At 62.6% G+C, this 15,228-nt stretch carries 13 protein-coding genes; 4 read left to right on the top strand and 9 right to left on the bottom strand.

Annotated features, from left to right (window positions below; translation table 11 throughout):
* The first annotated feature begins 13 nt into the window (after positions 1-13).
* Positions 14-1,423, top strand: coding sequence for a 3-isopropylmalate dehydratase large subunit (gene leuC, locus ASD02_RS34505; protein ID WP_025425167.1), 1,410 nt, complete (start codon positions 14-16; stop codon positions 1,421-1,423).
* A gap of 271 nt (positions 1,424-1,694) precedes the next feature.
* Positions 1,695-2,231 carry a histidine phosphatase family protein gene (locus ASD02_RS34500; RefSeq protein WP_025425166.1) on the top strand — a complete coding sequence of 179 codons (537 nt, stop codon included), beginning with the start codon at positions 1,695-1,697 and terminating at the stop codon, positions 2,229-2,231.
* A gap of 25 nt (positions 2,232-2,256) precedes the next feature.
* Here ASD02_RS34500 and ASD02_RS34495 read toward each other — a convergent pair whose 3' ends face one another.
* From ASD02_RS34495 to ASD02_RS34485, 3 genes are all read right to left on the bottom strand, one after another.
* Positions 2,257-3,381, bottom strand: coding sequence for a GNAT family N-acetyltransferase (locus ASD02_RS34495; protein ID WP_025425165.1), 1,125 nt, complete (start codon positions 3,379-3,381; stop codon positions 2,257-2,259).
* 66 nt (positions 3,382-3,447) lie between these two features.
* On the bottom strand, positions 3,448-4,098 hold the full coding sequence (locus tag ASD02_RS34490) for a DUF6875 domain-containing protein (RefSeq protein ID WP_128090482.1): 651 nt from the start codon (positions 4,096-4,098) through the stop codon (positions 3,448-3,450).
* Positions 4,099-4,254: 156 nt separating this feature from the next.
* Entirely contained in the window at positions 4,255-4,803 is a 549-nt protein-coding gene (locus ASD02_RS34485; protein ID WP_025425163.1) for a L,D-transpeptidase family protein, read from the bottom strand.
* Positions 4,804-4,946: 143 nt separating this feature from the next.
* Here ASD02_RS34485 and ASD02_RS34480 point away from each other — a divergent pair, with 143 nt between their 5' ends.
* Both ASD02_RS34480 and ASD02_RS34475 read left to right on the top strand, forming a co-directional pair.
* Complete coding sequence (locus ASD02_RS34480) at positions 4,947-5,630, top strand: response regulator transcription factor (RefSeq protein WP_025425162.1); 684 nt, start codon at positions 4,947-4,949, stop codon at positions 5,628-5,630.
* Positions 5,631-5,744: 114 nt separating this feature from the next.
* Positions 5,745-6,200 carry a cyclic nucleotide-binding domain-containing protein gene (locus ASD02_RS34475; RefSeq protein WP_025425161.1) on the top strand — a complete coding sequence of 152 codons (456 nt, stop codon included), beginning with the start codon at positions 5,745-5,747 and terminating at the stop codon, positions 6,198-6,200.
* 39 nt (positions 6,201-6,239) lie between these two features.
* Here ASD02_RS34475 and ASD02_RS34470 read toward each other — a convergent pair whose 3' ends face one another.
* From ASD02_RS34470 to ASD02_RS34445, 6 genes are all read right to left on the bottom strand, one after another.
* Entirely contained in the window at positions 6,240-8,414 is a 2,175-nt protein-coding gene (locus ASD02_RS34470) for a TonB-dependent siderophore receptor (RefSeq protein WP_057221806.1), read from the bottom strand.
* A 315-nt stretch (positions 8,415-8,729) separates the two neighbouring features.
* A complete protein-coding gene (locus ASD02_RS34465; protein ID WP_025425159.1) occupies positions 8,730-9,536 on the bottom strand; it encodes an exodeoxyribonuclease III in 807 nt (268 codons plus the stop codon).
* A gap of 231 nt (positions 9,537-9,767) precedes the next feature.
* Positions 9,768-10,430, bottom strand: coding sequence for an outer membrane lipoprotein carrier protein LolA (locus ASD02_RS34460; RefSeq protein WP_025425158.1), 663 nt, complete (start codon positions 10,428-10,430; stop codon positions 9,768-9,770).
* Between the two features lie 136 nt (positions 10,431-10,566).
* Entirely contained in the window at positions 10,567-13,239 is a 2,673-nt protein-coding gene (locus ASD02_RS34455) for a DNA translocase FtsK (RefSeq protein ID WP_025425157.1), read from the bottom strand.
* A gap of 242 nt (positions 13,240-13,481) precedes the next feature.
* Entirely contained in the window at positions 13,482-14,846 is a 1,365-nt protein-coding gene (locus ASD02_RS34450) for an ammonium transporter (RefSeq protein ID WP_057210857.1), read from the bottom strand.
* A gap of 27 nt (positions 14,847-14,873) precedes the next feature.
* A complete protein-coding gene (locus tag ASD02_RS34445) occupies positions 14,874-15,212 on the bottom strand; it encodes a P-II family nitrogen regulator (RefSeq protein ID WP_025425156.1) in 339 nt (112 codons plus the stop codon).
* Positions 15,213-15,228 lie beyond the last annotated feature (16 nt).

Raw genomic sequence — 15,228 nt, 5'->3', positions numbered from 1 at the left:
TGGATATATCGCCATGAGCGCACCGCGTACTCTCTATGACAAGATCTGGGACGACCATCTGGTCAACAGCCAGGACGATGGCACCTGTCTTCTCTACATCGATCGTCATCTCGTTCATGAGGTGACGAGCCCGCAGGCTTTCGAGGGCCTGCGCATGGCTGGCCGCAAGGTCCGCGCTCCGGAAAAGACGCTCGCCGTCGTCGACCACAACGTGCCGACCTCACCTGATCGCCATCTCGGCATCAAGAACGAGGAGAGCCGCATCCAGGTCGAGGCGCTCGCCACGAACGCAGCCGAGTTCGGTGTCGAATACTACTCGGAAAACGACAAGCGCCAGGGCATCGTGCACATCGTCGGCCCGGAGCAGGGCTTCACGCTGCCGGGCATGACCATCGTTTGCGGCGACAGCCACACCTCGACGCATGGTGCCTTCGGCGCGCTGGCGCATGGCATCGGCACGTCGGAAGTCGAGCACGTGCTTGCGACCCAGACGCTGATCCAGCAGAAGGCCAAGAACATGCTGGTGCGCGTCGACGGCCAGCTGCCGCCAGGTGTGACCGCCAAGGACATCATCCTTGCCATCATCGGTGAGATCGGTACCGCCGGTGGCACCGGACACGTCATCGAGTTTGCCGGCGAAGCGATCCGCTCGCTGTCGATGGAAGGCCGCATGACCATCTGCAACATGACGATCGAAGGCGGTGCCCGCGCCGGCCTGATCGCGCCCGACGAAACGACCTTCGAATACATCAAGGACAAGCCGCGCGCGCCGAAGGGCAAGGCCTGGGAAATGGCGCTCGACTATTGGAAGACGCTGCACACCGACGAAGGCGCGCATTACGATCGCGTCGTCGTGCTCGACGCTGCCGATCTGCCGCCGATCGTCTCCTGGGGTTCGTCGCCTGAGGACGTCATCTCGGTTCAGGGCATCGTCCCGAACCCGGACGAGATCCCGGAAGAAAACAAGCGCACCTCCAAGTGGCGCGCGCTTGACTACATGGGCCTGAAGCCCGGCACCAAGATCACTGACATCGCCATCGACCGCGTCTTCATCGGCTCGTGCACCAACGGCCGCATCGAGGATCTGCGCGCCGTTGCCGCTGTCGTCGAAGGCCGCAAGGTTGCGCCGACCGTTTCGGCGATGATTGTTCCGGGCTCCGGCCTCGTCAAGGAGCAGGCGGAAGCCGAAGGCCTCGACAAGATCTTCCGGGAAGCGGGCTTCGACTGGCGCGAGCCGGGCTGCTCGATGTGCCTGGCGATGAACGACGACCGGCTGAAGCCGGGCGAGCGCTGTGCCTCGACCTCCAACCGTAACTTCGAAGGCCGCCAGGGCTTCAAGGGACGCACACATCTGGTATCGCCGGCAATGGCGGCGGCCGCAGCGGTCGCCGGACATTTCGTCGACATTCGTGAGTGGAAGTAAGCTGGCGCGAGTGGAAATAAGCCGGTTCCTGAGCTTTCCGGCGTTGATGGCCGCCCTTCGGGGCGGCCTTTTTTGTGGTTCACTCCTACAGCGTCCTTTGCGCGTCAGATATGAGGCGCAAAGGACGCTGTAGCGCATTAAACCTGCTGCATAATTTCCTCCTTAAATCGATTCCGATTTAAGGAATTATGCAGTACGGGGACAAAACGTCGAAGCGATGCCAGAATGGACCTGACGGAGTAGATCGTACTTCGCTGCGAAGGAGGACGTGATGGCCGGGGATCGCGGGGCGAAAACATACCGCCTGATGCTGTTGCGCCATGCCAAGTCCGCATGGCCGGACGGCGTGCCGGATCACGACCGGCCGCTCGGCGAGCGCGGCCGCAAGGCGGCGCCACTGATCGGCGCAGATATGAAGCGCAAAGGGCTGATCCCGGGGCTCGCGATCGTTTCCACTGCGCGACGTGCGCGGGAAACCTGGGCGCTGGTTCGGGATAACCTGCCGCCGCCAATCCCCACCCGTGAGACGCGCGACATCTACGAAGTTGGGGCACCCGCCATTCTGGCGACCATTCGCGCCGTTGACCCTGATATCCGTAACCTGCTTGTCGTTGGCCACAATCCGGGCATGGAGGAACTTGCGCATCTGCTGGCCGGATCGGGCAGGCAGGAGGCGCTCGCGCGCATGCGGGAGAAGTTTCCGACAGCGGCGCTTGCCGTACTCGCGTTCGACGGCTCCAGTTGGGAGGACCTGGCATCGGGCCGGTGCCGTCTCATCGATTTCGTCACGCCGCGCCAACTCGCCTGAGGCCGCGCCGGCTTGCCTGATTGGATCAGATCTTGTGTTTTGCCAGCCTGCGCACAAGGGCGGACGGAAGGCGCTTTGCCAAGACCTTGGCCGCCGGTTGCAGCCGCGCCATGACAAGCTCGCGCAGCAGCCAGCCGCGCCAGGAGAACGCGAAAGCATAGTCGCTGACGGCAACCAGCCCGTCGGCGTGCTGCATCTTGTAGCCATCCGCTGGCGCCAGCAGGTCGAAGACACGGCTGCCGCGATCGGCGGCGGCCGCGAATGTCCGGTGGATCAGCAGCCGCCCGAGGCCCTCGCGGTCATAGCCAGGGTCGGTTGCCAGCACGTGTCCGAAGGTGTGGCCCTTGCAATCGAAGGACAGATCGACGCCGATCGGCCGCCCATCGCAGGCGATCGTCGAGGCGCAGAGGCCGGCGCCGGGATCGCCGGCCAGGTCCTCGAAGAACGCTTGGAAGCGGCTGTCCATGACGGTCGGCGACAGGATCGCGTTTTCGAGCAGCCAGTTCTTCTTGATGGTGATGGCAGCGGCTGCGGCCGTTGCGGCTGTTGACCCCGGCTCCGGCTCGGTAAAGGTGATGTCGCCGTGCTCTCGCAGCCTTCGCAGCCGGCGCCGATAGTTCGAGCGCTCGCGTGCGGAATAGGCGATGCCGGGGCCATCGGCTGTCACCCGCCGTGACAGGCTTGCGAAAGGCGCCTGCACGTCGCCAGGCAAGGAGGCGCCGCTTGGGATCACCGATCCGCATAGGGCAGCATCCGCTCTTACCCGCCGTGCTTCGAAGAGATCGGCGCCGAGCGATGCGACGGCGTTCCAGCCGGCTTCGAGCAAGGCGTGTCTGTTCTCGCCGGCCTCGACGAGCACGTCGCCGAATTGGGTCACCGGCGCTCCCATGAAACCAAGCACATCAAAACCAAGCTTGCGCCGGCGCACCAGTGGCCAGAGGGTGACGAGACGCCCGTCGATACGACCGATGAGGATGCAGAGCTGCGTCTTTGGATCGAGATAGTGCCGCGCCCAGTGTCGCAGGAAGATATGACGCTGGAACACCTGCTGAGGCTCCGCCGTCCGCTCGAACAGGTCGTCCCATTCCTTGTGCAGGGCCTCGAAGCCTTCGAGACTTGTGACGCAACTGATTTGGAGATTGTCGCCCAAAAGCTGAGAGCTCGGAGTTATCTCAACTGCGTCGGCGATCGGCGACGTCGCTCGGCCGGGCATGGCTCAGCCGCTTCGGAAGTGATTGACGAGCCGCCGCGTTCCTCTGATCGGGAAACGGGCAAGATAGGCAACCATGAGGGCGGGGTGGAGAGCGGCGAACGGGGCATCGTTCTCGACCAGATGCCGGATCGCGAGAACCGGCATCGGCGAGCGCAGTGGTCGGAAGTCCGGGTTCCACAGGCCGCGATCCTCGGAGCCTGCATGCATCATGCCGATCATCCGGGCGCGGGCGAGTGAATAGAACCGATGCCGCCGCTGGATGCGCTTCAACATCGCGATCCCATCCGCATCGGCGCAGTCAGGAAAGCCAACGATCACCGTGCGGAAATGCTTCATCGCGGGTTTGCAGGGGATGGCTTCGAGTTCGCCGAATGCGCCACGGATGAGCGCAAAGACCGTGTCTTCGTCCTCGGCGCGCGCGTCAGAAATCGCCAACCGGACGGTATCGATCTTGGCGGCCTGGCGGGTAAAGGGGCAGACAGCGCCGGTTCGTCCGAGATCGGAATGGCCGGCCATCAGATAGGATTCGACCCAGTCGAGCAGCTGCGCAATGTCGGAACCTTGCGAGACGCCGTCCGCGCTATCACGAACCTCTTTTATCCCGAAGAACCGTCCGTCGGTCGCCGGTATCGCTTTGGCCGTCTTGGTCAGCATCGGCAGCACTCGTCCTGCAAATCTCGCTTGAGGCTACATAGACACCAGAGCTTGCGGAAGTGTTGATGGTTGTGGCCGGTGAGGTTTCTCGCGTGATCTATGCTTTCCGAATTCTTCTTTCGATCGCCGGTCATGCCTCATATTGCAGCGTCGACATTAGACAACTTTGACGACGGTGCCGCGACGCAGATGCGGGATCAGCCGGCGCATGGCGGCAAGGCTTATGGCGACGCAGCCCTCGGTCGGCTCGTATCCGGGGCGGATGAGGTGAAAGAATATTGCCGACCCGGCATAACGGCGCCGGCTGGTCAGGTTCCAGTCCATCACCAGGCAGATGTCGTAGAGCCTGTCCGTGCGCATCATGTCCTCGTGGCTCGGCGCGAAGGGCGCATTGGCTGGACGGTTGTAGCGGGCATGACTGGGAGCGTCGCACCAGAGCATGCCGTTACGCGTGGCCCGCATCGGCAGCGGCGTCGGCGGCAGCAGGATGCGGTCGCGCCTGACATAGCCGCCGATGAGTTTCATCGCGGCGCGCGGCGTGGCACCGTCGCCCTCGCGCTTGCGGCTGGTAATGCCGCTGCGGCCGATGGCCGCTTGCTCCGTGCGGCCATCGAAGGTAACCAGTGCACGCCTGCGATCAAGCGGGGCAGGCCGGACGGTGATGACGGATTTGACTGGCCTTCTTCCCGACGTTTTCTTGCGCATCTCTCTCACAGATTTTTGAATTGTCCGTGATTTGGCGGGCACCATAAGCACGGTTGCATATATAACGAGGTTCCAAAACCGGTTCGCTTGCCAACACGGGCATTTGAGCTAGTTTGAAACCGGAAGCAAACAGGAATTGTCCCATGGCGACCCGTACCATTCTTCTTGTCGACGACGACAATGACCTGCGCGAAACGTTGGTCGAACAGCTTTCGCTGTACGAGGAGTTCGATCTTCTTCAGGAAGCGACTGCCGGCAAGGGGATACAGGCGGCGCGCGCCCAGCAGGTCGATCTGCTGATCATGGATGTCGGTCTGCCCGACATGGACGGGCGCGAGGCGGTCAAGCTCTTGCGCAAGGGCGGCTTCAAGGCGCCGATCATCATGCTCACCGGTCATGACACGGATTCGGATACGATCCTCGGTCTGGAAGCCGGCGCGAACGACTATGTCACCAAGCCGTTCCGCTTCGCCGTCCTCCTCGCCCGTATCCGCGCGCAGCTGCGCCAGCACGAACAGAGCGAAGATGCGACCTTCAGTGTCGGTCCCTACACGTTCAAGCCGAGCCAGAAGCTGCTGACGCTCGAAAACGGCCAGAAGATCCGGCTGACCGAAAAGGAAGCGGCGATCATCCGCTATCTCTATCGCGCCGACCAGAAGGTGGTGACGCGCGACGTGCTGCTCGAAGAAGTCTGGGGTTACAATTCCGGCGTGACGACGCATACGCTCGAAACACATGTCTATCGGCTCCGCCAGAAAATCGAGCGAGACCCTTCCAATGCCGAGATTTTGGTGACAGAGAACGGCGGCTACAAGATCGTTCCGTGAGGCGGCGACGTCCGATGATTTCTCCGCACGTCAGCTGCTTCGGACTATTTGCATCGATTGCTATGCTCTTGGGTTTCGAACCCCGGAGCATCGTGATTCAGGGAGGTTAGCCGTTTGGCGCTCAACGACGACATCGTTCTTCTGTCCAATGTGCCGCTTTTTGCCGATATCAGCGAGGACAAGCTGAGGCTGATTGCCTTTGGCGCCGAACGTCGACGCGTGTTCAAAGGGCAGGAGCTGTTTCGCGAGGGCGCTCCGGCCGATTGCGCCTTTGCCATTGCCAGCGGCAGCCTCTCGCTTTCGAAAGCCAATGCCGACGGCGCGATGGAGGATGTCACCACCGTCGGCCGCGGCGCGCTTCTCTCGGAACTGGCGCTGATCTCGATGGTGGAACGCAAGTTTACCGCGACCGCGGACGAAGACAGCGAAGTGATCCGCATCAATCGCCCGCTGTTCCGGCGCATGCTGGAAGAATACCCGGAAGTTGCCGCCCTCGTGGAGGCGCGCATCCGCGAGAACCTGCAGGCGATGATCCGCCGCGCAGGCGCACTGGCCGGCCGTTTCGCCTGACGCACTCCCGATAGACGGTCGCACGCCAGGCGTTTTCACCTACCATTTGTACTTGAGCGTGCCGAGCACGGTGCGGCCCTGGCCGAAGTAGCAGTAACCGTCGGTGCAGACTTCTTCGCGCCGGTCGCCAATGTTGGTTGCGCTGACGGCCAGCGACAATCCGTTCAGATCGGGATTTTTCACGCCGAAATCATAGGCGATCGACGCGTCGAAGTAGACGGCGCCGCCGTTTTCCGCCGTATTGTCGTCGGAGGTGAAGGACTTGGAGGTGGCGCGGATACCGCCGCCAAGGCTGAGACCGGCGAGCTGCGTATCGTCTGGCACGAGGTAGTTCACCCAGAGGGATGCGATGTTGCGCGGCTTGGTCGAGGGCACGTTGCCGATCAGTGCGGGATTGACGTTCCCGGTGATCTCGGCGTCGTTGTAGGTGTAGGCGGCGATCAGGCTGAAGCCATTGTCGAATTCGCGTCGCGCCTCGACCTCGAAGCCCTTGGTGGTCACCTCGCCCGAAGATTTGTAGTAGTAGCCGACGGGCAGCGACGCGTCCGCGACATATTGCGGCGCCCCGGTTTCGACGATCCGGTAGACGGCGGCGCTCAGCGAATAGGCCTCGCCTTCCGGCTGGTATTTGATGCCCAGTTCGATCTGCTCGCCCGTCGTCGGATCCAGAACCGTACCATCTGCCGAGAGCTGCGTGCTCGGCACGAAGGACGTGCCGTAGCTGGCGTAGGGCGCAATATCGTTGTCGAAGAGGTAGAGCAGGCCCACCTGGCCGGTGACTTCACCGTCGTCCTTGCGGTCGACTGCACCGGTGTTCTTGTTGGTGCTCGTCTGGTCCACCCAGTCGTGGCGCAGGCCGGCGACGGCGCGCCAGTTGCCGAATTCCGCCTGGTCCTCAGCATAGATGCCGGTCTGGCGCAGATCGCGGCCACTGAAGCTGGTGAGCGCGGGCGTCGGGCCGGTGATGCCGAAGGTCGGATTGTCGAGGTCGAAGCGATAGGCCGGATCGCTGGCGCCAAAGCCGAGCCCGAAGTCTGACGTGATCCAGGTATAGTCGAGGCCGGTCAGCAGTGTGTGCGAGATGGCGCCGGTATCGAAGGTCGCCAGCAACTGGTTGTCGATCTGGTAGGCGCGCTGATTGTCGGTAATCGCGACCGGCGACCGCTCGTAGACATTGCCAGTTGCCGTGCCGAACTCGAGATAGCGGGCGTCCAAATCCATGTCGCTGACGCGGGCGTGCTGACGGAAGATCAGGCCATTGTCGAATTCGTGCTCGAGCTTGAAGCCAGCCTGATACTGCCGCACCTTCTGGTGATCGTATTCCGGATCGCTGTAGCGCAGCAGCTTGCCGCCATATTCGAACACCCGCGGGCTGGCATCGCTCTCGCCCTTCTGTCCGAGGCCGTAGACGGTCAGCGACGTTGCCTCGTCCGGCTTCCAGGTGAAGGAGGGCTGCAGCAGGTAGCGGTCGTCGGCAACGTCGTAGCTGGTTTCGCCGTTCCGCAGCAGACCGACGATACGATAGAGAAAGTCGCCTTCGGCGGTCGCCGGGCCGCCGAAATCGAAGGCCGTCTGGGCGCGGCCGATCGTGCCGTATTGAACTTCGACCTCGCGGTGCGTGTCGTCCTGCGGCATCTTGGAAATGCGGTTGACGATGCCGCCGACACCGGCGGCGCCGTACAGCACCGACACCGGTCCCTTGATGATCTCGATGCGGTCGAGACCGTAGATCTCGGTCGGGAAGGTGCCGTAGTTCATATAGGGCTGGCGCAGGCCGTCGCGGAAGTCGCCGGTTGTGGTCGTCTCGAAGCCGCGAATGTAGATCTGGTCGAAGCGCGGGTCGAAGCCGAAGGCGCCGGTGGTAACACCGGCGGCATAGCGGGTTGCCTGGATCATGTCCTGGGCGCCACGCTCCTCCAGTTCCTTGCGGGTGACGACGGAGACCGAGCGCGGGGTCTCGACCAGTGGCGTGTCGGTCTTCAGCGCCGTGATATTGCGCGACGGTGCGATGGTATCATTGTCCTCGGCGATGCTGGTGGCCGCCTGTGCGGCCGAAACCTCGATCTTCTGCAGCCGCGTCGTCTTCTCACTCGTGGCCGTCTGCGCGGTGGCGGAATTTGATAGCAGTCCGATCGTGATCGCGAGTAGTGCCGTTGTTGCCGAAAGGGAACGAAGCGAGGTGCGAACGGGTCTGTTCGGAAAAATCTTGCGCATGATCTGGCCCCTTTTGCGGGCGCACGAAAGCCCTCCGGACTGGCCCGGAGCGAAGCACCCGAAAATCAATGGAAACGACGGCTGCTTAGCCGCCGGAGGCGGTGTCCCCGCCGCTCGCAAAAAGGGATAATCGCTTCGAAAAACAGGATCAAGAAAAATATGAGATTTTTACTCATCTTTTCTTGATGCAGCTGATCGTGCTACAGCGCCGCGCGTCTTATTAGACGCGCGGCGCTGTAGCACTTTGAATTGCTGCATGTTTTTATCCTTAAATCGAATAGGATTTAAGGAAACACGCAGTAGAGCGTTGCCGCTCTAAATATCGAAATGCGCGATCACCGGCACATGGTCCGACGGCCGCTCCCAGCCGCGCGCTTCCCGCAGGATATCCACCTGCGTCAGCTTCGGCGCGAGGTCGGCCGACGACCAGATGTGGTCGAGGCGTCGGCCGCGGTCGGCCGCTTCCCAATCCTTCGCGCGGTAGCTCCACCAGGTATAGAGCTTGGTCGGCGCCGGCGCATGCTGGCGCATCAGGTCGACCCAGGCGCCGCCGTTCATCACCGTGTTGAGGCCCTCGGTTTCGATCGGCGTATGGCTGACGATCTTCAGGAGTTGCTTGTGCGACCAGACGTCGTCCTCGAGCGGCGCGATGTTGAGGTCGCCGACGAGGATGGAGGAGATGCCCGCCTCGGCTTCGGCGTGCAGCAGCTTCATCTCATCGACGAAATCGAGCTTGTGGCCGAACTTCGGGTTGATCGACCTGTCCGGTTCGTCGCCGCCGGCGGGAACGTAGAAATTGTGCAGGCGGATCTTCTTGCCGCCCGCCTCGAACACCACCGAAAGGTGGCGCGCATCGCCGACGCCGCAATAGTCGCGGCGGTCGCTAAGCTCGTGCAGGGGCAGACGCGAGATCGTCGCGACGCCGTGATAGCCCTTCTGGCCGTGCATCTCGATATGGTTGTAGCCGAGTGCCTTGAGTGGCTTTGACGGAAACTGGTCGTTCGGGCACTTGGTTTCCTGCAGGCAGAGAATGTCGGGCTGCCAGGTCTTCAGCAGATGTTCGATCAGCGGCATGCGCAGGCGAACGGAGTTGATATTCCACGTGGCGACGGAAAGGGCCATTGCTCATTCCCCATGATTGGGTAGGTCCGGGCGTTCGACGAATGGAAAGCCGGCTCAGGACGGATATGTTTTCGATGTCGGGGAGGTTTAAGCAGGTCTGGCGCGTCGGGACAAGGAATGCATGAAAAGGTCGCTGCGCACTTTGACGCGCTGCATGTTTTATCCTTAGATCGGATCCGAGGACACATGCAGTGGGCGGCCGATGTCCACAATGCCTATGCTGAGGCGGTCTTAGCCGCCCCGTTTGTTGCGAACCTCGTCGTAAGGAATCTTGAACACCTTGTCGTCGAGCGCGATGCCGGTCCGGACGTTGAAGATCATCACCGACGTGTCCTTCTTCTGCGCATCGGTGATCGTCCACTGGCGCAGGTCGTAGGTCTTCGGATCGAACATCATGGTGATGGTCGAATCGCCGAAGATCGAGCGATCCCCGAGAACGATGGTGATGAGGTCTGATTCTTCCTTGACGTCGCGCACCATCTTGCCGGTCAGGTCGATCCGCTCGCTGAGCAACAGGTTCAGCGGCGTCTTGGAGAGCGGGTAGATATCCCAGGTCTTCAGCTTCATATTGCCGATGACCACCGACTTGCCGTCGGAAATCACGCGCATCGGCGAAGGCGCCTCGTAGTTGAAGCGGATGCGGCCGGGGCGGCGGATGTAGAACTTGCCACCGGTCTGCTCGCCGCGCGGGCCGAACTGCACGAATTCGCCGGACATGGTCTTCACCGACGAGAAATGATCGGCGATCTTCTGGGCGGAGGCCGGGGCCTGGGCAAAGGCCTTGGTGACGTCAAGACCGGCGCCACCCATGCCCGCGAGCGCCGCGAGGCCGCAAACGAATACACGGCGCGACATCGCCGGATTGCTGCCCAGGGTGGTTTTCGTCTCTGTCATCACAGTCTCCTTCATTTCCTGAATCATCTGGAGCGCAAGTGCGGCACCTTCAAGGCGTTTTTCATGGCCTTCGGCGGGCCGCGCTCTCACATGACCGTTACCGGGCATGGATCATCGCCCGGGACGAAAGCCGGGTTTACCGGCCAGTGATTTCCGCTTCGGTCGGCACGAGGATTTCCCGTTTGCCGGCATGGTTTGCCGGGCCGATGATGCCTTCCTGTTCCATGCGCTCGATCAGTGAAGCGGCCCTATTATAGCCTATCCCGAGGCGACGTTGCACATAGGATGTGGAGGCCTTGCCGTCGCGCAGAACGATCGCCACCGCCTGGTCGTAGGGGTCGTCGGAATCGGCAAGATTGGACGTGCCGGCGGGGCCGCCGCCGTCATTGTCCTCGTCGTCATCTTCGGTGATCGCGTCGAGATATTGCGGTGTGCCCTGGGTCTTGAGATAGGCGACGACTTCCTCGACTTCGGTGTCGGAGACGAAGGGACCGTGGACGCGCTGGATGCGTCCGCCACCGGCCATGTAGAGCATGTCGCCCATGCCGAGCAGCTGTTCGGCACCCTGTTCGCCAAGGATGGTGCGGCTGTCGATCTTCGACGTCACCTGGAAGGAGATGCGGGTCGGGAAGTTGGCCTTGATCGTACCGGTGATGACGTCGACCGACGGGCGCTGCGTCGCCATGATCACATGAATGCCGGCAGCGCGCGCCATCTGCGCCAGCCGCTGCACCGCGCCTTCGATGTCCTTGCCGGCGACCATCATCAGGTCGGCCATTTCGTCGATGATGACGACGATATAGGGCATCGGCGACAGATCGAATTCCTCGGTCTCGTAGATCGCCTCGCCGGTCTGGCGGTCGAAGCCGGTCTGCACCGTGCGGGTGATCGCATCGCCCTTGGCCAGCGCCTGCTCGACGCGGGTGTTGAAGCCGTCGATGTTGCGCACGCCGATCTTCGACATCTTCTTGTAGCGCTCTTCCATCTCGCGCACCGTCCACTTGAGCGCGACGACCGCCTTCTTCGGGTCGGTCACGACGGGCGAAAGCAGGTGCGGGATGCCGTCATAGACGGAGAGTTCGAGCATCTTCGGGTCGATCATGATCAGGCGGCACTGGTCGGGACGCAGGCGGTAGAGCAGCGACAGGATCATGGTGTTGATCGCCACTGACTTGCCCGAGCCGGTGGTGCCGGCGACGAGCAGATGCGGCATCTTGGCGAGATCGGCGACCACCGGTTCGCCGCCGATGGTCTTACCGAGCGCCATGGCCAGGCGCGCCTTGCTGGTCTCGAAGTCGCGCGAGCCGATCAGTTCGCGCAGATAAACGGTTTCGCGGCGCTGGTTGGGCAATTCGATGCCGATGGCGTTGCGGCCCGGCACGACGGCGACGCGGGCAGCAATGGCGCTCATCGAGCGGGCGATGTCGTCGGCAAGGCCGATGACCCGGGAGGATTTGATGCCCGGCGCCGGCTCCAGTTCATAAAGGGTAACGACCGGGCCCGGGCGGACGTGGATGATCTCACCCTTGACGCCGAAGTCCTCAAGCACACCTTCGAGCATGCGGGCGTTCTGCTCCAGCGCGTCGGCGGAGAGCGAAGCGTCGCGGGTGACGTTCTTCGGCTCGGCGAGGAAATGCATTGGCGGCAGCGCGAAATCGCCGTCATCGTCCTCGACGAAGGAGCGCTGCGCCTCGCGCTCGAGCCGCTGGCTGGTCTTCGGGCGAGGCGGCGGGGTGGCAACACGCGAGCCGGCCTTCGGCAGACCCTGCTTCGGCGGTGCTGCTTTCGGCGCCCAGTCGGCTGCTGCGTCAAGATCGTCGTCCTCGTCATCGGACAGAATGCCGGCGGGGCGGCGCTCGTCCATGTCGAAGGGCATGTCGTCATCGTCATCAGCCATGATCGGCGGTGGCGTGACGATGCGGCGCTCGGAACGGTCGAGCGAAGGTTCGATGCGGTCGCCGGCCATCGGCTTCGGCCGGACCGGCTCGTTCAGCGTGCCGAATTCGTCATTGTTGAAATCGTAGGGCTCATCGTACTGGCGCTTCGTCGGCGTGCGGGTACCGCTCATGCCGAAGATGCGGCGGACGCGTGCCTGCACGGTGTAGCGCAAGTGGGCGAAAGAGCCCATCAGCAGGGTGAAGGGGCCTTCGCTGTCGTCTTCGTCCAGTTCGTCGCGCACGGTGCGCGCCTTGCTCGGCGTCGGCGCCTCGATCTCGTCTTCGTCCTCCTCCTCGCCGACACCGATCAGGCCGGCGCTGTAGATCAGGCACCAGGCGGCAGGAGCGGCGAAGATGCAGGCAAGCACGGTAGCGAAGGTGCCGGTCGGGAAGGCGCCGGTGAACAGCGCGGGAAACCGCAGGATCATGTCGCCGAAGACGCCGCCGAGGCCGTTGGGCAGCGGCCAGGTGATCGGCGCCGGGACGCAGCTCAAGGCCGCGCCTGCAAGCACCGATCCGACGAACCAGAGGCCGAGGCGCTTGAAGATCTTGTCGAAGCGCTTGCCGCCGATCAGCACCAGCGCCCAGGCAACGGCCGGAAGCAGGGCGACGACGCTTGCAAGCCCGAAAAACTGCATGAAGATGTCGGCAAAGGCCGCGCCGGCATAACCGAGCACGTTGGTCGGCTCGTCGGAGGTGGCGTAGGAGAAGCTCGGGTCGGCAACGTTCCATGTCGATAGCGCCGCGATTGCCAGCGCCAGTGCGCCAAACAGCGCAAAGCCCGCCAGCGACGCGATCTGTCGCCATACGAATGTGGTTAGCACGAACCGGTTGGAACGGCTGTCAAGCGTTGCCGGATTGCTTCTGCTCATGTTGCCTGCTGCCCGTCTCGATCTTCAAGACACATTGCGTGCCATGGAATCAACCTAAGCGAAGCACGGTTAATGCGACATTAACCATGCGTGTATGCCGCTAAAATACCGGTGGGCGAGGCGTGCAATCCGCATGAAAGGGAAAAAAAGCCCGGATCAGTCGATCCGGGCCAAAGGCGATCCGTATCAGACGGACCGCGACGGGACGTTGAGCGGCGCCTGTTGACGGCGCCGCGATTGGCTTAGCTGTGGTAGGCGGCTTCGCCGTGGGACGAGAGGTCGAGACCTTCGCGTTCGGCTTCGACCGAGACCCGGAGCCCGACGATCGCGTCGACCACCTTGTAGAGGATGGCCGAGACCACGCCGCACCAGATGATGGTGATGGCGACGGCGGTGAGCTGGGTCATGAACTGGCCGCCCATGGTGACGCCGTCGGCATAGCCGATGCCGCCGAGCGATGACGATGCGAAGATGCCGGTCGCCAGCGCACCGAAGAAGCCGCCGACGCCGTGAACGCCGAAGACGTCAGCGGTGTCGTCGTAGCCGAACTTGTTCTTCACCACCGAGACGAAGAAGTAGCACAGCGGCGAAACGATCAGGCCCATGACGATCGCGCCCATCGGGCCGGCGATGCCGGCGGCAGGCGTAATGGCGACGAGGCCGGCGATCATGCCCGAGGCTGCACCGAGCATCGAGGCCTTGCCGCGGGTGAAGGTTTCGACGACCGACCAGGAAAGGATGGCTGCTGCGGTCGCGAGGAAGGTGTTGACGGTTGCGAGCATCGCGCCGCCTGATGCCTCGAGGTTGGAGCCGGCGTTGAAACCGAACCAGCCGAACCACAGCATCGCTGCGCCGACGAGCGTCAGCGTCATCGAATGCGGTGCCATCATGTCCTTGCCGAAACCGGTGCGCTTGCCGACCATGATCGCGCCGATGAGGCCCGCAACACCGGCATTGATGTGCACGACGGTGCCGCCGGCGAAGTCGAGGGCGCCCATGCCGAAGAGCAGGCCGTTGCCGTCCCAGACCATGTGGGCGATCGGGAAGTAGACGAAGGTTGCCCAGAGGACGGAGAAGAGCACGGCCGCCGAGAATTTGATGCGCTCGGCAAAGGCGCCGATGATGAGGGCCGGCGTCAGCGCTGCAAACGTCATCTGGAACAGCATGAAGATGTATTCCGGAATGACCACGCCTTGGGAGAAGGTGGCCGACGTGCTGTCAACCGAGACGCCTGCGAGGAACATCTTGGCGAAGCCGCCGAAATAGGGGTTGGTCGAGCCGCCGAAGGCGAACGAATAGCCATAGACGACCCAGACGATCATCATCGTTGCGCCGATGACGGTGCACTGCATCAGGACCGACAGCATGTTCTTGGCGCGAACGAGGCCGCCGTAGAACAGCGCGAGGCCTGGGATCAGCATGAAGAAGACGAGCAGCGTGGAGATGAACATGAAGGCCGTGTCGGCCTTGTCGGGAACGGGTGCTGCGGTGGTGGCAGCGGCGGCTGCCGGTGCGGCTTCCTGGGCAAAGGCGACGACCGGTGCAAGAAGGGCGGCAGAGGCTGCGCCGATCCTGACCAGAGAGGTGGAAAGTTTGCTTGACGACATCGAGTAGTGCTCCCTGAACGGCGTGGCTTACAACGCTTCTGAATCGGTTTCGCCGGTGCGGATGCGCACGGCATGGTCAATGGAGTAGACAAAGATCTTGCCGTCGCCGATCTGGCCGGTCTTGGCGGCAACGGCGATCGCTTCCACGGCCTTGTCGACGACCTCCGAGGCGACCGCGATCTCGATCTTCAGCTTTGGCAGGAAGCTCACGGCGTATTCGGTGCCGCGATAGATTTCAGTATGTCCCTTCTGGCGGCCGTAGCCTTTAACCTCGGTTACGGTCAGGCCCTGGATGCCAACAGCAGTGAGGGCTTCGCGAACCTCATCGAGCTTGAACGGCTTGATAATGGCCATCACAATTTTCATCGGTTTCCCATCCTTG

The sequence above is a fragment of the Ensifer sp. Root1252 genome (assembly GCF_001425885.1).
In the GTDB taxonomy this organism is placed as follows: Bacteria; Pseudomonadota; Alphaproteobacteria; order Rhizobiales; family Rhizobiaceae; genus Ensifer; species Ensifer canadensis.
Note: the sequence above shows the minus strand (reverse complement) of the source record. Positions and strands in the feature narration are given on the sequence as shown.